Below are 21,117 nucleotides of genomic sequence, written 5' to 3'. Positions count from 1 at the left end.
GTTTTCCTCGCGGGCCGTGTGTGAAGTCGTTTTCGGGGATGTGCTCAGAGCCGTCTTCGGGGCCGCGGTCAGCCCCGTGCTCGGCCCTGTGCTCGGATCCGTGCTGAGGGCCCTCTTCGCCCAGGTCCGTGCTCAGGGCCGTCTTCGGGGGTGTGCTCAGAAGAAGGCGGCCACCGTCAGGATCATGATCACCACGAGGGCGATCGCCGCCACGCCCATGAGGACGAGGACGCCGATCCGGGCCTTCTGCGACGGTGGCTTCCTCGGGCCCGGGCGGCCGGGATCGGGCTGGGCGTTCTGGTTCGCGATCGCGAACAGGTCGGTGCCCAGGCCCGGGGAGCGGTAGGCGCCGTCGGACGCCTCGGGGCCCGGCGGACGCCAGGGCTGCGCGGTCCCCGGCCCTCCCCGGCCGGAAGGGCCGCCGGCGCCGGGGGGCCGGTTACCGGGACCGGGCCGGTTGTCGGGGAAGAGCCTCAGCGGCGGAGGGAGCGCCTCGGAGTCGGGAGACCCGGGACGTCCCTCGCCGGACGCGGCGAACTCCGGATCGACCGGCGGGAAGCCGTGCGGCGGGGTGGCGGAGAGATCGGGTCTGCCTGCCACCGGGAACCCGTGGGGCGGGGTGGCCGCCGACTCGTTTCCCGGACCTCCGAAGGCCGCCGTCTCCTCGGCGGGCTCCTCGAAGGCGTCCGCCCCGAACGCCCCCGGCCTGGATGCTCCCGGCCTGGACGCTCCCGGCCTCCCGAAGGGGCCGGGGGTCGCGGGTCCTCGCGCGACGGGGGTGCCGAGACCGGAAGGGCCCTGCCGTCCCGCGACCGGCCTGCCCGGCTCCGCGAAGGGCGGCCGGTCCGGGTAGGGCGAGGTCGTCGGACGGCCGGAGGCCGGTGCCGGAGAGGCGGAGGGCTCGGCGGGCGCCGTCCCGCCGGGGATGCGCAGACCGTCCTTGGGACGGATGACCACCATGGTGCGGTCGGCGTCGAAACCTCCGGCCCCGTCGTCGGGGTCGTCGGGGTCGCCGCGGCCCCCGGGCTCCTGCTCGACGGCCCCGATGAAGCCGATGACTCCGGCGTCCTCGGCGTTTTCGATGTCTTCCGCGTCCTCGGCGTCTTCGGTGTCCTCCACCAGGGGGATCTCGGAGGCGGGGGGAGACGGCACGAAGGCGGGTGCCGGGGGCGGCGGGGGGAGAGAGTCCGCGAGGTGCGAGGGGGTGTCGGCCACCGCCCGGAGCAGCGCGCCCGCCTGGGCGGCCGTCAGCCGCGTCGTGTGGTCCTTCTCCAGCAACTGTTCGAGCACCGGGCGCAGCGGCCCCGCCTGGGTCGGCGGGTCGACCTGCTCGCTCATCAGCGCGGCCAGGGTCTCCGCCACCGAGGACCGCTCGTAGGCCGGCCGGCCCTCGACCGCGAAGTACAGCGTGGCGCCGAGGGACCACAGGTCCGACTCGGGCCCGGTGTGCTCGCCGCGGGCCCGCTCGGGCGCGGTGTATCCGGGGGAGCCGATCACCATGCCGGTCTTGGTGAGGCTCGTGTCGCCCTCCGCCTTGGCGATGCCGAAGTCGGTGAGGACCACCCGGCCGCTCTCGGTGATCAGCACGTTGCCGGGCTTCACGTCGCGGTGCAGGACCCCCTGGGCGTGGGCCGCGCGGAGCGCCCCCAGCAGGTCGGCCCCGATCTCCGCGACGAGGCGGGGTGGAAGGGGCCCTTCCTCCTCGATCACCTGCTCCAGGGAACGCGCCTGCACGAGCTCCATGATGATCCAGGGGCTGCCGTCCTCGACGATGGCGTCGTGGACGGTGGCCACCGAGGGGTGGCTGATGCGGGCGGCCGTACGACCCTCGCGGATCATCCGTTCCCGAAGTTCGGTGCGCTGCGCCTCGCTGAGGCCGGGCTCCTGACGGATCTCCTTTATCGCGACCTCACGGCCGAGGGAACGGTCGTGGGCTTTCCAAACGGTGCCCATCGTGCCCCGGCCGAGCGGCGCGATCAGCTCGTAACGGTCCGCGAGCACACGCGTCTGCTGTTCCGGCATGAGAAGAAGATAGCCATTCCACCTTGAGAAGCGCTTTACCCGCGCTTACGGAGTTCCCTCGGCCAGAGAAGACGTGGGAGGACCAACCTTATGAAGGGTGTCATAAAACGGACAAACGGGCGATAGGTTGGCGAAATGTCTGCCGGCTTGCGGTGGACGCCCTCGCCGGGCCGTCGATGCGCGCGAAGCTGGGGTGTCGGCCCCGACGCGGGCCCCGACGGCGGCGGGGGTGTCCCCGGCGACGAGGGCCGCGGTGCCGGGGGCGGCGCGGAGCCGACCCGGTGCAGCCCGCGATGGTGTGAGCGGCGGTTGAACGGCGGAGCCGACGCCCCGTCGGACCCGCTCGTGGACGGCCTGCCGTCGGGTCGCCCCGGGGGCCTGGAGAAGGACTCCTCGACCATCCCGCCGGCCGCCACCCTGGCGAGCATCATCGAGGCCCGTCCCGCGTCGAGCCGGGAGTTCGGGTCGATCGTGAGGAGGCCGCGCAGCACCGGCGTCAGCGGTCCGGCCCGCTCCATGGGGATCGGCTCGCCACTGGTCAGCGCGGCGAGCGCGGCCGCCGCCGTACGGCGCCCGTGCAGGCCCCGGCCCTCGACGGCGGTGTAGAGGGTCGCGCCGAGCGACCACAGGTCGCCGGACGGGCTGGCCTTGGCCCCCAGCACGCGCTCGGGGGCGATGTATCCGGCGGAACCCAGCACGATGCCCGCCTGGGTGATCGACACGTCGCCTTCGAGCGCGGCCAGGCCGAAGTCGGTGAGCACGGCCCGGTCGTCGGTCACCAGGACGTTGCTCGGCTTCACGTCGCGGTGCAGGATCCCCTTGGCGTGCACGGCGCGCAGCGCGCCCAGGACCTGACGGCCGATCTCCGCCACCTGGCGCGGCGGCAGCGGGCCGTGGTCCTGGAGGAGCTGCTCCAGCGATCGGGCGCGGAGCAGCTCCATCACGATCCAGGGACGCTCGTCCTCGGTGACGACGTCGAAGACGGTGATGACGGAGGGATGGGCGACCATCGCGGTCGCGCGTCCCTCGCGCTCGGTCCTGGCGCACAGCTCGGCGCGGAGCTCCTCGTCGAGGACGAGGGGCAGGCGCACCTCCTTGACGGCCACCTCACGGTTGAGCAACTCGTCGTGTGCCCGCCAAACGGTGCCCATGCCGCCGCGCCCAACCGGTTCTGACAGCCGGTAGCGCGCTGCGAGAAGGTATCCGGGCGGCGCACGCATGTGGTGCAGCTTACCGATTTGCGTAATGCGACCAGTAGAGACCCGGCCGAATCTTCTTGCCAACTTGGGTCAGATTTTCGCGCTAGTAACTGTTGAGAAACGCTGAGTGACATCCGCCCAGTTGACCAGGGTCCACAACTTCTCCACGTAGTCGGGGCGTACGTTGCGGTATTGGAGGTAATAGGCGTGTTCCCAGGCGTCGAACACCAGCAGCGGCGTGGAGTTCGTCCCGACATTGCCGTGGTGGTCGTAGACCTGCTCGACGACCAGGCGACGACCCAGTGGTTCCCAGGCCAGGATGCCCCAGCCGGAGCCCTGCACCCCGGCGGTGGCGGCGGTGAGCTGCCTCTGGAGGGCCTCGAAGGAGCCGAAGTGCTCGTCGATGGCCGCGGCCAGCTCGCCGTCGGGGCGGTCGCCGCCGTCCGGGGAGAGGTTCTCCCAGAAGATCGAGTGCAGCACGTGCCCTGACAGGTTGAAGGCGAAGGTCTTCTCCAGTCCGACCAGGCCGCCGAACTCGCCCCTGTCGCGGGCCTCGGCCAGCCGCTCCAGGGTGTCGTTGGCGCCCTTGACGTACGCGGCGTGGTGCTTGGAGTGGTGCAGTTCCAGGATCTCCCCGGTGATCGCGGGCTCCAGGGCCGCGTAGTCGTAGGGCATGTCGGGCAGGACGTACTCACCCATGCGGGCTACCTCCTCGTTGATCACCTTTCCCTCGGACACTATTGCAACTCATTTGCATCTGCATCAGCCTTGCGGCCTAGCTCTCCATCTATTGCGAAGAAGTTGCAGTTGCGGCATGATGGCGAGTGTCGGTTTGGTCCAGGAGGTCTCGTGCCACCGGTCTTCGACGACGCGACGCCGAGCGTCGCGGCGTTGAGGTCGATCTACGCTGCGGCGTTCACGCCGCCGCCGTGGCACGAGACCCCCGACCAGGTCGAGGCGTTCGCCGGGCGCCTGCCGTCACAGATGGGCGAGCCCGGATTCCGCTGCGTGACCGCCTGCGTCGACGGCGAGCCCGCCGGTTTCTGCTACGGCTTCGCGACCCCCGACCCGTGGCCCGCCGACCGCCTCTACCGCCCCATCGCGGCCGCTCTCGGCGGCGACACGTCGGTGTTGAGGGCCCGCTTCGAGGTCCACGAGCTCGCGGTCGGCCCGCGCTTCGCCGGCCGGGGTCTCGGCGCCTCCCTGCTCCGCCGCGTCGCCGCGGACGCGGGCCCCTCCTGGCTCGTCACCTCATCCGCGGCCACCGCCGCCGTACGCCTCTACGAGCGTCTCGGCTGGTCCCGGCTGTGCGAGTTCGACGTCCCCCGTGAGCCGTTCCGCACCTTCCGCGTCTACCTCTCCCCGAGCCCCGAGCCCCCGAAGCCGGGGTGACGTCCTCGCCGCGGTCGCGGCGACCCCGGTGAGGGCGCGGGTGGGGGCGGAACCGGCGTCGCGCACCGGATGGGCGCCACCGGGGGGTTGACCGGCTCACGTCCCTCGTCCTATATTCAACATATCGGTTGATAAAAGAATTGGTTGAACAACATGAGTGTTGACGATCGGGACGAGCGACTGGACCGGGCGTTCACCGCGCTGGGCGATCCCGTCCGGCGCGCGATGATCGCCCGGCTGTCGCGTGGCGAGGCGACCGTGAACGAGCTGGCCGAACCCTTCTCAATCACCAAGCAGGCCGTCTCGCGCCACATTCACGTGCTGGAGACGGCCGGGTTGATCACCCGCAGCCGCGATGCCCAACGCCGGCCGTGCCACCTGAACGCGGCCGCCCTGGAGGAGCTGACCGGCTGGATCGACACCTACCGGCTGGTCGCCGAGCAGCGCCACCGCCGCATGGACGCGGTCCTGGAGAACATGAAGGAGCAGGACAAGTGAACGAGACGACGATCACCGCCCAACCCGGCACGCCGTTCATCGACATCGTGCGCGAGTTCGACGCGCCCCCGGCCCTGGTGTTCCGGGCCTGGACCGACCCCGAGCTCGTCCCGCAGTGGCTGGGAGCGTCCGGGACGACCACGACCCTGATCGAGTACGAGGTGGTCCCGGGCGGCCGCTACAGCTACGTCCACCGCGACCGGGCCGGTGAACACGGCTTCCGTGGCGTGTTCCACACCGTCGTGGCAGGCGAGCGGATCGTGCAGACCTTCCAGTACGACGGCCGGCCCCACGACGTCAGCCTGGAGACACTGATCTTCGAGGACCTCGGCGGACGCACCCGCGTGCGCACCCACGCGGTGTTCGGTTCGGTGGACAGCCGCGACGCGATGATCGAAAGCGGCATGGAGCACGGCGTCCGCGACTCGATGGCGCGCCTGGACCGGCTGCTGACCCGATGACCACGCCGGACCGGCGAAGCGGCCTTGTCCCGGCTCGGCCCCTGTCCCCGGTGCTCGCGGACCCCAACGGCGCGCGCACCCCCTCCCGGCCCGCTGGACCTTCCGCAGAGCCACAGAGCAGGAGATCATGACCAAGATCCTCAGCAACATGGCCGTCTCCGTCGACGGCTTCATCACCGGCCGCGCCCCCTCTCCCGGGTACGGGCTCGGAGACGGCACCGTCCTGCACGGCTGGTACTGGGACGGCGACACGCTCAGCACGGTCGTCCCCGGGTTCCGGCTTTCCGCGGCGACCCGCCGCTTCGTCGACCCCCTCGCCGAGCGCGTCGGGGCGGTGGTCGCGGGCCGTAACAGCTACGACGACGCGAACGGCTGGGGCGACGGCAGCCCGCACCCCACCGCACCCCTCGTCGTCGTCAGTCACCGCCCCGCACCGCCCGAGGCGACGCCGGCTCAGCGGTTCGCCACCTCGATCGAGGAAGCGCTCACCGCCGCCCGCGAGAGCGCGGGGGACCTCGACGTCGGCCTGATGGGGGCGGCGCTCTCACCGCCGCCCTGGTCGACGAGATCGTCGTCCACCAGGTGCCGGTCCTGCTCGGCGCCGGACGACGGCTCTTCCAGGAACTGCCCGGCCACGTGCGGCTCAGCCTCGTCGCGGCCATACCGGCACCCGGCGTGACGCACCTGCACTACCGCGTGGAGCGATGACCTCCACGCCGCCGCCCGGCCGGTGACCTCGCCCGTCCTGTGAACACCTCGCCCCGCACGACCGCGAAGCAAACGAAAGCCGCCGCGCGCCCCAAGCTCCCGCTGTTCTCCCGGCCGGGCTTCACCGCCGACCTCGCGCACACCGCCGCACGGTGCTCCGATGTGAAGCTCGTCGACCTCGGGCGGCGGTGCGGCGGATCCTGACGGGGCGGCGCCCCGTCAGGCCCGTCAGGAGGGGAGGTCAGCGGCGGCCGATGGTGAGGACGGGGCCGGTGGAGTCGGTGAAGAAGTCCTCGCCCTTGTCGTCCACGACGATGAAGGCGGGGAAGTCCTCGACCTCGATCCTCCAGACGGCCTCCATGCCCAGCTCGGGGTATTCCAGGACCTCCACCTTCTTGATGCAGTCCTGGGCGAGGCGGGCGGCGGGGCCGCCGATGGAGCCGAGGTAGAAGCCGCCGTGGGTCCGGCACGCGTCGGTGACCTGCTTGGAGCGGTTGCCCTTGGCGAGCATGACCTTCGAGCCCCCGGCCGCCTGGAAGCGTTCGACGTAGGAGTCCATCCGCCCGGCGGTGGTGGGGCCGAAGGAGCCCGAGGCGTAGCCCTCGGGGGTCTTGGCGGGGCCCGCGTAGTAGACCGCGTGGTTCTTGAGGTATTCGGGCATCTCGCCGCCCGCGTCCAGCAGCTCGCCGATCTTGGCGTGCGCGATGTCGCGGGCGACCACGAGCGGCCCGGTCAGCGACAGGCGGGTCTTGACCGGGTATCTGGTCAGCTCGGCGAGGATCTCCGGCATCGGGCGGCTGAGGTCGATCTTGACGACGTCGTCCGAGAGGTGGTCGTCCGTGGTCTCCGGCAGGAACCTCGCCGGGTCGGTCTCCAGCTGCTCCAGGAAGACCCCCTCGGGAGTGATCTTCGCCAGGGCCTGGCGGTCGGCGCTGCAGGAGACCGCGATGGCGACGGGGCAGGAGGCGCCGTGGCGGGGGAGGCGGATGACGCGGACGTCGTGGCAGAAGTACTTGCCGCCGAACTGCGCGCCGATGCCGAGCTTCTGGGTGAGCTCGAAGACCTTGGCCTCCAGCTCGGTGTCGCGGAAGCCGTGGCCCGAGGGGGAGCCCTCGGTGGGGATGGAGTCCAGGTAGCGGGCGCTGGCGTACTTGGCGGTCTTCAGGGCGAACTCGGCGGACGTGCCGCCGACGACGATCGCCAGGTGGTACGGCGGGCAGGCGGCGGTCCCGAGCGAGCGGATCTTCTCCTCCAGGAACTGGAGCATCCGCTTCTCGTTGAGCACCGCCTTCGTCTCCTGGTACAGGAACGACTTGTTGGCGCTGCCGCCGCCCTTGGCCATGAACAGCAGCTTGTACTCGTCGGGGTGGCCGCCCGGGTCCTCGGCGTAGAGCTCGATCTGCGCGGGGAGGTTGGAGCCGGTGTTCTTCTCCTCCCACATGGTGAGGGGCGCCATCTGGGAGTAGCGCAGGTTGAGCCGGGTGTAGGCGTCGTAGACCCCGCGCGAGACGTGCTCGGCGTCGGCGCCGTCGGTGAGGACGTGGCGCCCGCGCTTGCCCATCACGATCGCGGTGCCGGTGTCCTGGCACATCGGAAGGACGCCGCCCGCCGAGATCGACGCGTTCTTCAGCAGGTCGAGGGCGACGAAGCGGTCGTTCCCGCTCGACTCGGGGTCTTCGATGATCTTGCGGAGCTGGGCGAGGTGGGACGACCGCAGGTAGTGGGAGATGTCGTGGATCGCGTTCTCGGTGAGAAGCCGCAGCGCCTCGGGCTCGACCTCCAGGAACCTGCGGCCCGCGGCCTCGACGACCCGTACCCCCTCGGTGGTGATCAGACGGTACTCCGTCTCGTCCGGTCCCATGGGAAGCAGGTCGGTGTAGTCGAACTCGGGCATCGTCGTCGATCCTCCGTGCGGGCGCGTTTTCCCTAGAGGGTACGGCCTCGCGTTCACGCTCCATCCTCGCGGTCGGTGCGGTGGTCTCCCTCTCCCCGGGCCCCGCGCAACCGGGCGGACATATGGCATTAAATCAGCACATTTAGGATAAATATTAATTGGCTATGCATCTTTTGTGCACATATGTCCGAATGTACGGGGAAAGCTGGAAAGAGCCGGACCGAGCGTCCGGCGGAAGCTGGGGGACAGCATGAACATCGGAAACAGCGTCCTGGCCGGGAACATCGTCCTGCTGGCATTCGTGGCCCTCTTCGTGGTGGCCGGCCTCGGCGTGTCACTCATAGCCATAACACTGACGAGCATCAAGGAGTCCAACGGCCGTACTCCCCAGTGGCCGGTGAGCTGGCCGGAGCCCCCGCTGACCACCTCCCGGCAGCGGCTCGACGTCGCCTCCGGGCGGGCGAGCCTGCCCTCGCAGCAGGTGACCCTGCCCCTTCCCGAGCGGGAGGCCGAGGAGCCCGCGCGGCAGGTCAACCTGCCCCAGTGGGTCGAGATCCCTCGGCAGCGGTCCGCCCCGCCCCAGCCGGTCGACGTGCCCGCCCAGCGGGTGAGCCCGAGGAGCTGAGGCCGACGACGATGCCGGTGACCACGAGCGCGGCGCCGAGCAGGTCGGGCGCCGAGGGCGCGCCCAGGCCGAGGACGGCGCCGGTGACGATGGCACCGACCGGGATCAGCCCGGCGAACAGCCCGGCCCTTCCCGGGCCGAGCCGGGGCAGGGCGTCGTACCAGAGGAAGAACGCCACGGTCGTCACGATCAGCGCCTGGTAGCCCAGGCCCGCGGCCTCGGGCACCGTCGGCGCGCGGAACATCGCGGTGCCGTCCACGAGCAGCCCGGCGGCCACCAGCATCGGCACGGCCAGCGTCACCGAGTACGCCGAGACGCGCACCGCGCCCAGCTTGGGCAGCAGCGGGATGGCCAGCATGGAGAAGCAGACCTCGCAGCCCAGCGCGCCCAGTGACCAGAGCAGCCCCGTCAGGTCGCCGCTGCCCAGCCCGGCGGCCACCGTCGCCCCCGCGGCGACCAGCGTCGCCGCCCCGAGCAGCCGGGGCGAGGGGCGTCCGCCGAGCAGGGCCAGCGCCAGCGGCACGGTGCCGAGGACGGTGCCGACCAGGGCGGGACCGCCGTGCCGGGTGGCCTCGACCACGCACACATTGAAGATCACCAGCCCCGTCAGGGAGAGCGTCGCCAGCAGCGCCGTCTCGCGGGCCGTGAGCCGGACGAACCGCAGCCCCGCGACCCGGGCGACGGTGAGCAGGGCCGCGGCCGCCAGCAGGTGGCGCAGGGCCTGGCCCCCGTAGACCGGGTAGTCCCCGATCACCCCGGCGACCGCCGCCAGGGTGCCCACCAGGAACATCGCCGTCGCGGCCTCGACCGGGCCGCGCGGTCCCGGCCGGGCGGGAGAGCCGGGGCCGGTGCGGGCGGCGGCGCTGGGCCCGGTGCTGACATCTGCGTTCATGTGCGGAATGCTAGGGAGCCAATGGCACCCCTGTCGGGTCCAATGTGGCAGCGGAACAGAGGACCAATTGGCCGATCTGCACCTCGTCGTCGACCGGGCGGCGGGCGGCGTCGCCGCCCAGATCGCCCGCGAGCTCCGCGAGGCGGTGCGGCGCGGGCGCCTGGCCGCGGGGGTCAGGCTGCCCGCCAGCCGCGAGCTGGCCAGGGACCTCGGGCTCTCCCGCGGCGTGGTGGTCGAGGCGTACGAGCAGCTCGTCGCCGAGGGGTTCCTGATCTCCCGGATCGGGGCGGGGACCACCGTGGCCCCTGCGGCGGGCCGTCCCGCCCTCCCCGCCCTCCTTGAGAGTCCCGATGCCTCCGGCGGCCCTTCCGGGACGCCGGAGGGAGCGTCGCGCGCCGCGTCCCGTACCGCGAAGCCTCCCGGGCGGGAAGCGGAGGCCCTCGACGGGGAGGCGGTGACCCACGGCCGGGAAAGGGATCGCGAGCCGTACCACGGGCGCCGTTCCACCGCGCCCGACCTGGGGGCGTTCCCCAGGGAGCGGTGGCTGGCCTCGATGCGCAGGACGCTCGCCGCGCTGCCCGCCGAGGCCCTGGACTACGGCGACCCCGGCGGTGTCCCGGCGCTGCGCGAGGAGCTGGCCGCCTATCTCAGGAGGGTGCGGGCGGCCGACGTGGGCCCGGACAACCTGGTGATCGTGGGCGGGGTGGCCCAGGGGATCAGCCTCACGATCCAGGCGCTCGCGGGGAGGCTGCCCCGGGGCCGCTCGCCCCACGACCTCGGCTGGTTCGTCCGGCGGGCCGCGCGTCCGGTGCCGCCCCCCGGCCGGATCCGGCTGGCGGTCGAGGACCCCGCCGGGGGACGCCAGCTGCCGCTGCTGCACGCGGCGGGCGCGGACCTGGTCGCCGTGCCGGTGGACGGCGAGGGCGTCGACGTCGGGGCCCTCGCCGCGACCGGGGCGCGCGCGGTGCTGCTCACCCCCGCGCACCAGTACCCGACGGGCGTCGTGCTCTCGCCCCGCCGTCGCGCCGAGCTGATCGAGTGGGCCGCCGGGACTGGGGCGGCGATCCTGGAGGACGACTACGACGCGGAGTTCCGCTTCGACCGCGACCCGGTGGGCTGCCTGCAGGGGCTCGCCGCCGACCGGGTGATCCTGATCGGGAGCGTCAGCAAGTCCCTCGCCCCCGGGCTCCGCCTGGGCTGGGTGGCCGCCCCGCCCGAGATCGCCGAGTCGCTGCGGCTGGCCCGCGGCGAGCTGGACCTGGGGTCGCCCGTCCTGGAGCAGTACGTCCTGGCCGACTTCGTCACGACCGGCGGCTACGACCGGCACCTGAGAAGGATGCGCCGGGAGTACCGCGCCCGCCGCGACGCCTTCGCGCTGGCCCTCGGCGAGCACCTTCCCGAGATCACCGTGCGGGGAGTCTCCGCCGGGCTCCACCTGCTCGCCGAGCTGCCGTACGGCTGGGACGAGGCGGCGGTGGCGGGGACGGCCCAGGAGTGCGGGCTCGCGGTCGAGCCGGTGGGCCCGATGCGGCACGCCCCGGGCCCGCCCGCGCTGGTGATGGGCTTCGCCCGCCTGCCCGCCCGCCGCGCCGACGCGACGATCCGTGCCCTCGCGGACGCCCTGCGCCGCCCTCCCGCCCCGTGAGCGTGCCTCTCCGGCCCGTGAGCACGCTTCCCGCCTGCCGGATGCGTCCACGCCGGAGCCTCCGGTACGGCCCGATGAATCGTCCTTATGTCCTGACAAATTCTTGACGGCTCCTGGCTTGTCGCATAGAACTGGAGATCGGCCGCTTTCTTCTCCTCCGGAGGCACGATGCGTGTTGGACTGCTGGGACTCGGCAGGATCGGGGCCTGCCACGCCGCGACCCTGGCGGCGCATCCCGGGGTCGACGAGCTGGTGGTGAGCGACGCGGACGGCGGGCGGGCGGCGGAGGCGGCCGCCAGGCTGGGAGCCCGGGTGGGAGACGCGTTCGACAGCGACGCGGTGGTGGTCGCCACTCCCACGGCCACCCACGCGGAGCTGCTGATGCGCGCCTGCGCCGAGGGGGTGCCGGTGTTCTGCGAGAAACCGGTGGCGCCCGGCGTACGGGACACCCTCCGCGTGCTCGACGCGGCCAGGCGGAGCGGCACGGTCGTGCACATCGGCTTCCAGCGGCGCTTCGACGCCGGGTACGCCGCCGCGAGGAGGGCGCTGGCCGGCGGCGAGCTGGGCACACTGCACCGGGTGCACATGGTGAGCGCCGACCCCCACCCACCCGACCCCGGATACATCCCGCTGTCGGGGGGCATCTACCGCGACTGCCACATCCACGACTTCGACATCCTGCGCTGGGTGACCGGCGGGGAGGCCGACACCGTCTACGCGACCGGCGCCAACCGGGGCGAGGCGTTCTTCGCCGAGGCGGGGGACGTCGACAACAGCGCCGCGCTGCTCACCATGGACGACGGCACGCTCGTCACCCTGCAAGGTTCGCGATACAACGGCGCCGGGTACGACGTGCGGATGGAGCTGGCGGGCACTCTGCGGACCTGGGCGGTCGGCTTGGACCCGCGCGTGCCGCTGACCGGCGTCGAGGGCCTGCGGCCGCCGGGCGAGCCCTGGCCCGACTTCGCGGCCAGGTTCGGGCCCGCCTACGTCGCCGAGCTCGACGCGTTTCTCGGCGCGGCGCGAGGGGAGACGGAGAGTCCCTGCACCGTCGAGGACGCCCTCGCGGCGCTCTACCTCGCCGAGGCCGCGGAGCTCTCCCGGCGCGAGGGGCGTCCGGTGCGCGTCACGGAGGTGATCGTGTGAGAAGAGGCGACCCTGTGCGAGAGATCCGCCCCACCGCTGGAACCGGCCCGGTGAGAACGGCCGGAGCGCCCATCTCCTGGGGTGTCTGCGAGGTCCCCGGATGGGGGCGGCAGCTGGATCGCTCCCGGGTGCTCGCCGAGATGAGGGAGCTGGGCCTGACGGCCACCGAGCTCGGTCCCGACGGGTTCCTGCCGCCCTCGCCGACGCGCTGCCGCTCCCTCCTCGCGGAGTACGGGCTGCGGGCGGTGGGCGGGTTCGTCCCCGTCGTCCTGCACGAGGCCGACCACGACCCGCTCCCGGTCGTCCGGGCCGCGATGCGCGCCTTCATGGACGGCGAGGTGGACGTGGTCGTGCTGGCCGCCTCCACCGGCGGTGAGAGCTACAACGCCAGGCCGGAGCTGGACGCCGCGGCCTGGAAGACCCTCATGGGCAACCTGCGCCGGATCCTCAAGAACGCCAAGGAGTTCGGCAGGACCGTCACCCTGCACCCGCACATCGGGACCGTGGTGGAGAACCGGGAGGAGGTCCAGCGGGTGCTCGACGACAGCTCGATGCCGCTCTGCCTCGACACCGGCCACCTCCTCGCGGGCGGCACCGACCCCGCCGAGCTGGTCTCCCACGCCGCGGGACGGATCGCGCACGTCCACCTCAAGGACGTGGACGCCGCCATGGCCGGGCGGGTGAGGGCGGGCGAGCTGACCTACACCCGGGCCGTGAAGGACGGCCTCTACCGGCCGCTGGGCCGGGGCGACGTGGACCTCCCCGCCATCGTCGGCGGCCTGACCAGGGCCGGGTACGACGGCTGGTACGTCCTGGAGCAGGACATCGTGCTGGACCCCGGCGACGGCGATCCCGGCGAGGCTTTCGGGGATCCCAAGGAGAACGTCCGCGAGAGCCTGGCGTACCTGAGGAAGCTCACCGGCGACGAGACCGAGCAGCCCGGGAGCGGCGGGTCCGGGAGCGGTGTGGCCGGGAGTGGCGGGCCGGGGCGTGGCGGGGCCGGGAGCGGCGAGCCGCCCGGTGAGGGACGCGCATGATCGAGGTCCTGGCCATGGGGCGGGAGACGCCTTCGGCGGCGCCCCGTGCCGCGGTCTCCTCGAACGCCGGCCGTCTGAGGCCACGCCGTGGTTCGCTGACGCGGCCGGGTCCGTCGTCGCGGGCCGGCCGGCCCGCGCCCCGGCGATGCCACGAGCCGACGAGGTGATGGACGTGCTCGGCGCGAGCGGTGGTGGCCCGGCAGGGGTGGGAGGCACATGAACGAGCGAGAGCACCGGACGCTCATTGACACGCGGGCGCGGTTTCCCGGGCGGATCGCCGAGGCGGCGGCGGCGCGAAGGCGCGGGAGACCGCTGGAGGAGCGCGACCGGCTCCTGATCATCGCCGCCGACCACACGGCCAGGGGCGTCGTCGGCGTCGGAAGCCGTCCCGGGGCGATGGAGAGCCGCGTGGAGCTGCTGGAACGCCTGTGCGTGGCACTGGCCAGGCCCGGCGTGGACGGCGTGCTCGGCACCCCCGACATCGTCGAGGACCTCCTGCTGCTCGGCGCGCTGGAGGACAAGGTCGTGATCGGGTCGATGAACCGGGGCGGTCTGCACGGGTCGGCCTTCGAGTTCGACGACCGCTTCACCGCCTACGACACCTCCACGATCGTCCGGACGGGTCTGGACGGCGGCAAGATGCTCTGCCGGATCGGCATGGACGACCTCACCACCGCCCGCACCCTGGAATCGTGTGGACGGGCCGTCACCGAGCTCGCCTCGCACGGCCTGGTCGCGATGGTCGAGCCGTTCTGGTCACGGCGGGCGGCCGGCGCGGTCACCCACGACCTGTCACCCGAGGGGGTCATCCGGTCCATGCACGTCGCCCAGGGGCTCGGCGCGACCTCCGCGCGCACCTGGCTGAAGATCCCGGTCGTGGACGGGATGGAACGGGTGATGCGGGCCACCACGCTGCCGACGCTGCTCCTGGGGGGCGACCCGGGCGGCGCGCCGGAGCTCACCTACGCGGCCTGGCGCGAGGCTCTGCGACTTCCCGGCGTGCGGGGTCTGGTGGTGGGCCGCGCGTTGCTGTATCCCCCCGATGACGACGTGGCCGCGGCCGTCGACACCGCCGCGGCGATGCTGGAGGTGACATGAACGGTGCCGTGAACGGGAGACCGGCGGGCCGGGGCGGCGACGAGGAGGATCCGAAGGGGAGATCGGGCCGGAGCGGTGCCGGAGAGGACACGGGCGGGAGACCGGCGGGCCGGGGCGGCGACGAGGAGGATCCGAAGGGGAGATCGGGCCGGAGCGGTGCCGGAGAGGACACGGGCGGGAGACCGGCGGGCCGGGGCGGCGACGGCGAGGAGTGGTCATGACCTTCGTCCCCGCGGGAAGCACCGCGCGGGCGCCGTGGGCGCTGTCGATCACCCCGGAGGCGGCCGGGTGGACGTACGCCGGACTCCGGCTGCTCTGCCTGTCCGGCGAGGACGTGGAGTTCGACACCGGCGACGAGGAGATGCTGGTCCTGCCGCTGTCGGGCGCGTGCGCGGTCGAGTGCGACGGTGAGAGGCTCACGCTGGACGGCAGGACCTCGGTCTTCCACGCGGTCACCGACTTCGCGTACCTGCCCGTCGGCGCGACCGCGCGGATCACCGGCGAGGGCCGCTTCGCGCTCCCCGCCGCCCGCGCGACCAGGCGTCTTCCCGTACGGTACGGCCCCGCGGACGCGGTTCCCGTCGAGGTGCGCGGGACCGGTTCCGCCAGCCGCCAGGTGAACAACTTCTGCGCCCCCGACGCCTTCGACTGCGACAAGCTCGTCGCGGTGGAGGTGATCACCCCCGGCGGCAACTGGTCGTCGTACCCGCCGCACAAGCACGACACGGCCTCCGAGCACGAGGCCGTGCTGGAGGAGATCTACTACTTCGAGGGCGGCCCCGGCTACCAGCGGGTGTACGGCACCCACGACACCCTGGCCGAGGTGGCCGCCGGAGACGTGGTGCTCGTCCCGCACGGCTACCACGGCCCGTCGATGGCGGCCCCCGGCTACGACCTCTACTACCTGAACGTGCTGGCCGGACCCGCCGAGAAGCGGTCCATGGCCTTCCGCGACGACCCCCGGCACGCCTGGATCCGCTCCTCCTGGACGGACCGGCCGGTCGACCCGAGGCTTCCGATGACGAAGGCATTGTGAGGCATTAGGAGGCGCGGCGATGAGACTCACCGTGGCACAGGCGCTCCTGCGGTTCCTCGCGAACCAGTGGTCGGAGCGCGACGGCGTGGAACACCGGCTGGTGGCCGGATGCCTGGGCATCTTCGGCCACGGCAACGTCGCCGGGATCGGGCAGGCCCTGGCCGAGCGGGGGGCGGGCACCGACGGCGACCTCCCGTACTACCTGGCGCGCAACGAGCAGGCCATGGTGCACACCGCCGCCGGCTACGCGCGGGCCCGCAACCGGCTGTCCACCTTCGCCTGCACCTCCTCGATCGGCCCCGGCGCCACCAACATGGTCACCGGCGCGGCGCTGGCCACGATCAACCGGATCCCGGTGCTGCTGCTGCCCGGCGACGTCTTCGCCACCCGCGCCGCCGACCCGGTCCTGCAGCAGCTGGAGGACCCCCGCTTCCCCGACGCGACCGTCAACGACGCGCTGCGTCCCGTCTGCCGGTTCTTCGACCGGATCAACCGGCCCGAGCAGTTGCCGTCCGCCCTCCTGGCCGCGATGCGGGTGCTGGCCGACCCGGCCGAGACGGGTGCGGTCACCCTGGCGCTGCCGCAGGACGTGCAGACCGAGGCGTACGACTGGCCCGAGGAGCTGTTCGCCCGCCGGGTGTGGCACGTGGCGCGTCCCGTCCCCGAACCCGCCGCGCTCGCACGGGCGGCGGAGCTGGTGAGACGGTCGCGGCGGCCGCTGATCGTGGCGGGGGGCGGGGTGGTCTACAGCGAGGCGTGGGAGACGCTGGCCGCGTTCGCCGCCGACCACGGCGTCCCGGTGGGGGAGACCCAGGCGGGCAAGGGGACGCTGCCCTACGACCACCCCTGCGCGGTCGGCGCGATCGGGCACACCGGCACCGCCGCCGCCAACGACCTGGCCCGCGACGCCGACCTCGTCATCGGGGTCGGCACCCGCTACACCGACTTCACCACCGCCTCCCGCACCCTGTTCGGCGAGGCCGCGTTCCTCAACGTCAACGTCACCGCCTTCGACGCCGCCAAGCACTCCGGCGAGACGCTCGTCGCCGACGCCCGCGAGGCGCTGCGCGCCCTGGACCTCGGCGACTGGAGCGCCGACCCCGGCTGGACCGCGAGGGCGACGCGCCTGACCCACGAGTGGCAGGAGCAGGTCTCCCTGCTGACGACCGGGGACACGCTGACCCAGCCGGTGGTGCTCGGCATGGTCAACGAGGTGGCCCGGCCCTCGGACGTGGTGGTCAACGCGGCCGGGTCGATGCCCGGTGACCTGCACAAGCTGTGGCGGGCGAGCGACCCGAAGTCCTACCACGTCGAGTACGGCTACTCCTGCATGGGCTACGAGATCGCCGGAGGGCTCGGGGTGAAGCTGGCCGCGCCCGAACGCGAGGTGTTCGTGCTGGTCGGCGACGGCTCCTACCTGATGATGGCCCAGGAGATCGCCACCGCCGTGCAGGAGGGCGTCAAGCTCGTCGTGGTGCTGGTCGACAACCGGGGCTTCGCCTCCATCGGGGGCCTGTCGGAGGCGGTCGGCGCGGGGCGCCTGGGCACCGCCTACCGGATGCGCGGGGCCGGGGGCGCGCTGGACGGGGCCCTCCTCCCGGTCGACCTGGCAGCCAACGCCGCCAGCCTGGGCGCCGCCGTGATCCGCGCCGACGGCCCCGAGTCCCTGCGGGTGGCGCTCACCAAGGCGAGGGAGGCCGTCGGCACCACCGTCGTGTACGTCGAGACGGTGCCGGGTCCCGGGCCCCGGACCACGGCCTGGTGGGACGTCCCGGTGGCGGAGGTGTCGGGGCTGCCGGAGGCGCGTCGCGCCCGCGCCGCCTACGAACAGGCCAAACGAGACCAGCGCACCTACCTGTGAGGTCCTCGCGCGGCTGCGGCCGTGGGCGCCTGTGGGGTCCTCGCCCGGCTACGGCCGCGCGGCGGGTCCCGGGCACCGGTGGGGTCTTCTCGCGGGCCAGGGCTTCGCGGCGGGTCCTCTTCTCGCGGGCTACGTCCGCGCGGCGGCTCTACGTCCGCGCGGCGGCTCTACGTCCGTACGGCGGCTCTACGTCCGTACGGCGGCTCTACGTCCGTACGGCGGCTCTACGTCCGTACGGCGGCTCTACGTCCGTGTGGCGGGTTCCGGGTCCGGCTGGAAGCCCCTGGCGAGGAACACGATCAGGGCCACCAGGACGACGGCGGGCACGAACGCCACCCGGATGTCCACCGTGTCGTTGAGCGTCCCGACCACGGCGGCGCCGACGAGGAAGCCGACGTAGTTGAACATGTTGACCCGCGCGATCGCGGTCTCCGCCCCGGCACCCAGCCGGCCCGCGGCCGAGAACGACTGCGGGGCGATGACGGACAGGCCGATGCCGATCAGGCCGAACGACACCACGGCCACCGCGACGCCGGGCGCGACGACGACCCCCAGCGTGCCCAGGGCCGCGATCACCGCGCCCGCCCGGACCACCGGCGCCGGGCCGTACCTGCGGACGGCGAGGTCGCCGGGGACCCGGGCCAGGAGCATGGTCGCCTGGTAGACGAAGTAGGCGAACGGCACCAGCCAGCCGCTCGCCGCCAGCGCCTTCTCCATGTAGACGGTGCTGTAGCTGGAGACCGCCGCGTCGCCGACGTACAGGAACGCCATCGCCAGGCAGAGCGGGATGATCGGCCGCCACGGCACCCTGACCGCCACGGGCGCGGCCCGTTCGGTGGACCGCTCCTCCTCCCGCCCGTAGAGGCGGGGAAGCATGACCACCGAGATCGCCGCGCCGATCAGCACCGGGACGGAGAAGGACCAGCGCAACTCCACGCCGAGCTCGCTGAAGGCGGAGTTGAACCCGGCCCCCAGCATCGAGCCGACGCTCCACACGGCGTGGAAGCCGGTCAGCACGCTCATGCCGTACCGGCGCTCGACCGCGACGGCCTGCATGTTCATCGCCGCGTCCACCGCGCCGACGAACAGGCCGAACACGGCGCTGAGCGCGTACAGGCCGGCGAGCTGGTCGTTCCAGCCCGACAGGACCACCGCGGTGCAGACGCCGACCTGGGAGATCCGCAGGACCGGGGCACTGCCGTACCGGCTCGCCAGGAGGCCCGCGACCGCGCTGCCGACCCCGGCGATCACCGGTACGAGCAGCAGGACCAGGGTGAGGTCGCCGTCGCTGAGCCCGAACTTGTGCTGGAGGTCGATCACATGGGTGAGCAGGGTGGCGAAGCAGAGGCCCTGGACGAAGAAGGCCGCCCAGGTCGCCACGCGCGCCTGCCGGTCACGTGGGGTCGCCACGCGCGCCTGCCGGTCACGTGGGGTCGGCATGACGACCTCCGGGGGAACGTGAGGGGGATTCAAGTTCTCGTCAGGGTATGGGCGAGGTACCCGGGGGTCAATGGCCGGTCACCTGCCGGTTTCACCGGCACGGCCGGGGGCGGGGGGCCGGGCGGCGCACGCGAAGCCGAGGGGCCGGAGTTCGCCGCGTCCGGGATCGGGGTGGCCGGAATTCTGCTGGATTCTCCTGATGGGCGGGCCCGCGGCGCCGGAGATCCGGGCTTCCGGAGCGTGCCGGAGCCCTCGCGCCGCCGCCGAAGGCTCGAACCTCCGGGGTACGCCCGCGCTCGCGCCGCCACGGGAGGTCCGAACTTTCGGCACGTGCCGGAGCCCTCGCACCGCTGCCGGAGTCCCGTCAGGGATTATGGTCGAAGGGTGGAGAGTTCCCGTCCCCCCGCCGTCCGCCGCTACGCCCCCGAGCCGCGCCCCGCCGACCTGAGGGCCGGAGACACCGACCGCGAGAGGGTGGCCGCCGTGCTGGGCGACGCGCTCGCCGACGGGCGCCTCGACCACCAGGAGCACGACGAGCGCACCGAGGCCCTCTACCGCGCCCGCACGCTGGGGGAGCTCTCCGCGCTCACCGCCGACCTGCTGCCGCCCGAGGCGCAGCCGCTCCGCACCGACGTCCGCCCGGTGGCGGCGTTCTTCGGCTCCGAGGAGCGTTCGGGCCGCTGGGTGGTGCCGACCCGGTTCACGGCCACCGCCATCTGCGCCAACGTCAAGCTCGACCTGTGTGACGCGCTGCTCCAGTCCAGCCATGTGACCCTGCACGTCACCGTGATGGGCGGCACCCTCACCCTGATCGTCCCCGAGGGCGTGCGGATCGAGATGCCCGCCTCGGCCTACATGGGGGGCAAGAAGAACCAGGTCCCGGCCTCGCCCGACGGGCCGGTCATCGAGATCACCGGCGTCGTCACGCTCGGGAGCATCGTCGCCAAGTCCCCCAAGCGCCCCCGCCGCTCCTGGTTCCGCCGCTGACGCCGTTTCCGGGTCAGCGGCCGGCACCTGGTTCTCGGCCGATACCCGGTTCTCAGTCGGCACCCGGTTCTCGGCCGGCGCTGTCGAATCTCAGCTGGCGCTGTCGAAGTTGATCGCGCTGTAGGCCCGCAGCTTCCAGAGCTGGTGCTCGCTCTCGATCTTCCGTATCGTCCCGGAACGGCCGCGCATGACCAGGGAGTTGGTGATGGCCCTCCCCGCGCGGTAGCGGACACCCTGCATCAGCTCGCCGTCGGTGATCCCGGTGGCCGCGAAGAACACGTCGTCGGACCTGACCAGGTCGTCGGTGCTCAGCGTGGCGTCGAGGTCGAGGCCCGCGTCCAGCGCCCGGCGGCGCTCGGCGTCGTCCTGCGGCCAGAGCCTGCCCTGGATGACGCCGCCCAGGCACTTGAGCGCGCACGCGGCGATGATCCCCTCCGGGGTGCCGCCGATGCCGAGCATCAGGTCGACGCCCGTGCCCACCCGGGCCGCCATGATCGCACCGGCCACGTCGCCGTCGGTGATGAGCCTGATCCGGGCGCCGGCCTCCCGGATCTCCCTGATGATCTTTTCGTGGCGGGGGCGGTCGAGGACGACCACGGTCACGTCCGAGGGCTCGCCGCCCTTGGCGCGGGCCACCGCGGCGATGTTGTCGGCCACCGGGGCGTTGATGTCGACCGACGAGGCGGCCTCGGGGCCGGTGACCAGCTTGTCCATGTAGAAGACGGCCGACGGGTCGTACATCGAGCCGCGCTCGCTGACCGCGATCACCGAGATGCCGTTGGGCATGCCGAGAGCGGTGAGCCGGGTGCCGTCGATCGGGTCCACGGCCACGTCGCACGCCGCGCCGCTGCCGTCGCCCACATGCTCGCCGTTGTAGAGCATCGGCGCGTTGTCCTTCTCACCCTCGCCGATCACCACCACGCCGCTCATGGACACCGTGTTGATCAGCTGGCGCATGGCGTTGACCGCGGCGCCGTCGGCGCCGTTCTTGTCACCTCGCCCGACCCAGCGGGCACCGGCCATCGCGGCCGCCTCCGTGACCCGGACCAGTTCCAGAGCGAGGTTGCGATCGGGTGCGTGCTCTCCCGCGGCGAGGGCGTCGGGAACGGACGTCTCATCGGACATGGTGGGAAACCCCTCTCGTGGTTAATGCAACGATCGTAGTTGGCGCCCCTC

The 21,117-nt window shown here is 72.6% G+C and carries 19 protein-coding genes; 12 read left to right on the top strand and 7 right to left on the bottom strand.

Features of this window, described 5'->3' with window-relative positions; translation table 11 throughout:
• Positions 1 to 156 precede the first annotated feature (156 nt).
• The 3 genes from ACFFRH_RS22260 to ACFFRH_RS22250 form a co-directional block, all read right to left on the bottom strand.
• A complete protein-coding gene (locus ACFFRH_RS22260) occupies positions 157 to 2,022 on the bottom strand; it encodes a serine/threonine-protein kinase (RefSeq protein ID WP_386159237.1) in 1,866 nt (621 codons plus the stop codon).
• A 35-nt stretch (positions 2,023 to 2,057) separates the two neighbouring features.
• Positions 2,058 to 3,242 (bottom strand): serine/threonine-protein kinase, encoded by a 1,185-nt coding sequence (locus tag ACFFRH_RS22255; protein ID WP_386159234.1) that lies wholly within the window; start codon positions 3,240 to 3,242, stop codon positions 2,058 to 2,060.
• A 69-nt stretch (positions 3,243 to 3,311) separates the two neighbouring features.
• The gene (locus ACFFRH_RS22250) at positions 3,312 to 3,920 is read right to left on the bottom strand and encodes a superoxide dismutase (protein WP_344748218.1); all 609 of its coding nucleotides are present in this window, start codon (positions 3,918 to 3,920) and stop codon (positions 3,312 to 3,314) included.
• Between the two features lie 150 nt (positions 3,921 to 4,070).
• Between ACFFRH_RS22250 and ACFFRH_RS22245 the strand changes: the two genes are divergently transcribed.
• The 4 genes from ACFFRH_RS22245 to ACFFRH_RS22230 all read left to right on the top strand — a co-directional run bounded on the left by ACFFRH_RS22245 (position 4,071) and on the right by ACFFRH_RS22230 (position 6,251).
• Positions 4,071 to 4,613, top strand: coding sequence for a GNAT family N-acetyltransferase (locus ACFFRH_RS22245; RefSeq protein WP_344748217.1), 543 nt, complete (start codon positions 4,071 to 4,073; stop codon positions 4,611 to 4,613).
• A gap of 153 nt (positions 4,614 to 4,766) precedes the next feature.
• Positions 4,767 to 5,111 carry an ArsR/SmtB family transcription factor gene (locus ACFFRH_RS22240; protein ID WP_344748216.1) on the top strand — a complete coding sequence of 115 codons (345 nt, stop codon included), beginning with the start codon at positions 4,767 to 4,769 and terminating at the stop codon, positions 5,109 to 5,111.
• Positions 5,108 to 5,572, top strand: coding sequence for an SRPBCC family protein (locus ACFFRH_RS22235; protein ID WP_344748215.1), 465 nt, complete (start codon positions 5,108 to 5,110; stop codon positions 5,570 to 5,572). The genes ACFFRH_RS22240 and ACFFRH_RS22235 overlap by 4 nt, the downstream gene beginning before the upstream one ends.
• A 127-nt stretch (positions 5,573 to 5,699) precedes the next feature.
• Positions 5,700 to 6,251, top strand: coding sequence for a dihydrofolate reductase family protein (locus ACFFRH_RS22230; protein ID WP_386159229.1), 552 nt, complete (start codon positions 5,700 to 5,702; stop codon positions 6,249 to 6,251).
• Between the two features lie 270 nt (positions 6,252 to 6,521).
• Here ACFFRH_RS22230 and ACFFRH_RS22225 read toward each other — a convergent pair whose 3' ends face one another.
• Positions 6,522 to 8,174: a fumarate hydratase gene (locus tag ACFFRH_RS22225; protein WP_344748213.1), complete on the bottom strand. Its 1,653-nt coding sequence runs from the start codon at positions 8,172 to 8,174 to the stop codon at positions 6,522 to 6,524.
• A gap of 250 nt (positions 8,175 to 8,424) precedes the next feature.
• Here ACFFRH_RS22225 and ACFFRH_RS22220 point away from each other — a divergent pair, with 250 nt between their 5' ends.
• Positions 8,425 to 8,799, top strand: coding sequence for a hypothetical protein (locus ACFFRH_RS22220; RefSeq protein WP_344748212.1), 375 nt, complete (start codon positions 8,425 to 8,427; stop codon positions 8,797 to 8,799).
• On the opposite strand, the gene ACFFRH_RS22215 is transcribed toward ACFFRH_RS22220, so the two are convergent.
• Complete coding sequence (locus tag ACFFRH_RS22215; protein WP_344748211.1) at positions 8,705 to 9,691, bottom strand: DMT family transporter; 987 nt, start codon at positions 9,689 to 9,691, stop codon at positions 8,705 to 8,707. The genes ACFFRH_RS22220 and ACFFRH_RS22215 overlap by 95 nt on opposite strands.
• A 67-nt stretch (positions 9,692 to 9,758) precedes the next feature.
• Here ACFFRH_RS22215 and pdxR point away from each other — a divergent pair, with 67 nt between their 5' ends.
• The 6 genes from pdxR (at position 9,759) to iolD (ending at position 17,514) form a co-directional block, all read left to right on the top strand.
• Positions 9,759 to 11,336: a MocR-like pyridoxine biosynthesis transcription factor PdxR gene (pdxR, locus tag ACFFRH_RS22210; RefSeq protein ID WP_344748209.1), complete on the top strand. Its 1,578-nt coding sequence runs from the start codon at positions 9,759 to 9,761 to the stop codon at positions 11,334 to 11,336.
• 168 nt (positions 11,337 to 11,504) lie between these two features.
• Entirely contained in the window at positions 11,505 to 12,482 is a 978-nt protein-coding gene (locus ACFFRH_RS22205; protein ID WP_344748207.1) for a Gfo/Idh/MocA family protein, read from the top strand.
• 50 nt (positions 12,483 to 12,532) lie between these two features.
• Positions 12,533 to 13,519, top strand: a complete 987-nt coding sequence (locus ACFFRH_RS22200; RefSeq protein ID WP_386159223.1) for a TIM barrel protein — start codon at positions 12,533 to 12,535, stop codon at positions 13,517 to 13,519.
• Positions 13,520 to 13,735: 216 nt separating this feature from the next.
• Positions 13,736 to 14,617 (top strand): class I fructose-bisphosphate aldolase, encoded by an 882-nt coding sequence (locus ACFFRH_RS22195; protein ID WP_386159220.1) that lies wholly within the window; start codon positions 13,736 to 13,738, stop codon positions 14,615 to 14,617.
• 217 nt (positions 14,618 to 14,834) lie between these two features.
• Positions 14,835 to 15,653 carry a 5-deoxy-glucuronate isomerase gene (gene iolB / locus ACFFRH_RS22190; protein ID WP_344748202.1) on the top strand — a complete coding sequence of 273 codons (819 nt, stop codon included), beginning with the start codon at positions 14,835 to 14,837 and terminating at the stop codon, positions 15,651 to 15,653.
• A 19-nt stretch (positions 15,654 to 15,672) separates the two neighbouring features.
• Positions 15,673 to 17,514 carry a 3D-(3,5/4)-trihydroxycyclohexane-1,2-dione acylhydrolase (decyclizing) gene (iolD, locus tag ACFFRH_RS22185; protein ID WP_344748201.1) on the top strand — a complete coding sequence of 614 codons (1,842 nt, stop codon included), beginning with the start codon at positions 15,673 to 15,675 and terminating at the stop codon, positions 17,512 to 17,514.
• Positions 17,515 to 17,757: 243 nt separating this feature from the next.
• Here iolD and ACFFRH_RS22180 read toward each other — a convergent pair whose 3' ends face one another.
• Positions 17,758 to 18,954 carry an MFS transporter gene (locus tag ACFFRH_RS22180; RefSeq protein WP_344748200.1) on the bottom strand — a complete coding sequence of 399 codons (1,197 nt, stop codon included), beginning with the start codon at positions 18,952 to 18,954 and terminating at the stop codon, positions 17,758 to 17,760.
• Between the two features lie 384 nt (positions 18,955 to 19,338).
• Between ACFFRH_RS22180 and ACFFRH_RS22175 the strand changes: the two genes are divergently transcribed.
• Positions 19,339 to 19,941, top strand: a complete 603-nt coding sequence (locus ACFFRH_RS22175; protein WP_344748199.1) for a DUF1707 SHOCT-like domain-containing protein — start codon at positions 19,339 to 19,341, stop codon at positions 19,939 to 19,941.
• Positions 19,942 to 20,031: 90 nt separating this feature from the next.
• Here ACFFRH_RS22175 and glpX read toward each other — a convergent pair whose 3' ends face one another.
• A complete protein-coding gene (glpX, locus tag ACFFRH_RS22170; protein ID WP_344748198.1) occupies positions 20,032 to 21,066 on the bottom strand; it encodes a class II fructose-bisphosphatase in 1,035 nt (344 codons plus the stop codon).
• Positions 21,067 to 21,117 lie beyond the last annotated feature (51 nt).

Source organism: Streptosporangium vulgare (genome assembly GCF_042428775.1).
GTDB classification, from domain to species: Bacteria; Actinomycetota; Actinomycetes; order Streptosporangiales; family Streptosporangiaceae; genus Streptosporangium; species Streptosporangium vulgare.
The sequence above is the reverse complement of the archived record's forward strand: the minus strand, read 5'-3'. Positions and strand labels throughout refer to the sequence as shown.

Bases quoted from the DNA above. Each gene is read 5' to 3' on its own strand.
- iolD (WP_344748201.1), top strand. From the start codon at position 15,673: ATGAGACTCACCGTGGCACAGGCGCTCCTGCGGTTCCTCGCGAACCAG.
- ACFFRH_RS22250 (WP_344748218.1), bottom strand. From the start codon at position 3,920: ATGGGTGAGTACGTCCTGCCCGACATGCCCTACGACTACGCGGCCCTG.
- ACFFRH_RS22205 (WP_344748207.1), top strand. From the start codon at position 11,505: ATGCGTGTTGGACTGCTGGGACTCGGCAGGATCGGGGCCTGCCACGCC.
- ACFFRH_RS22195 (WP_386159220.1), top strand. From the start codon at position 13,736: ATGAACGAGCGAGAGCACCGGACGCTCATTGACACGCGGGCGCGGTTT.
- ACFFRH_RS22240 (WP_344748216.1), top strand. From the start codon at position 4,767: ATGAGTGTTGACGATCGGGACGAGCGACTGGACCGGGCGTTCACCGCG.
- ACFFRH_RS22230 (WP_386159229.1), top strand. From the start codon at position 5,700: ATGACCAAGATCCTCAGCAACATGGCCGTCTCCGTCGACGGCTTCATC.
- iolB (WP_344748202.1), top strand. From the start codon at position 14,835: ATGACCTTCGTCCCCGCGGGAAGCACCGCGCGGGCGCCGTGGGCGCTG.
- ACFFRH_RS22180 (WP_344748200.1), bottom strand. From the start codon at position 18,954: ATGCCGACCCCACGTGACCGGCAGGCGCGCGTGGCGACCCCACGTGAC.
- glpX (WP_344748198.1), bottom strand. From the start codon at position 21,066: ATGTCCGATGAGACGTCCGTTCCCGACGCCCTCGCCGCGGGAGAGCAC.
- ACFFRH_RS22255 (WP_386159234.1), bottom strand. From the start codon at position 3,242: ATGCGTGCGCCGCCCGGATACCTTCTCGCAGCGCGCTACCGGCTGTCA.
- ACFFRH_RS22220 (WP_344748212.1), top strand. From the start codon at position 8,425: ATGAACATCGGAAACAGCGTCCTGGCCGGGAACATCGTCCTGCTGGCA.
- ACFFRH_RS22215 (WP_344748211.1), bottom strand. From the start codon at position 9,691: ATGAACGCAGATGTCAGCACCGGGCCCAGCGCCGCCGCCCGCACCGGC.
- ACFFRH_RS22225 (WP_344748213.1), bottom strand. From the start codon at position 8,174: ATGCCCGAGTTCGACTACACCGACCTGCTTCCCATGGGACCGGACGAG.
- ACFFRH_RS22260 (WP_386159237.1), bottom strand. From the start codon at position 2,022: ATGCCGGAACAGCAGACGCGTGTGCTCGCGGACCGTTACGAGCTGATC.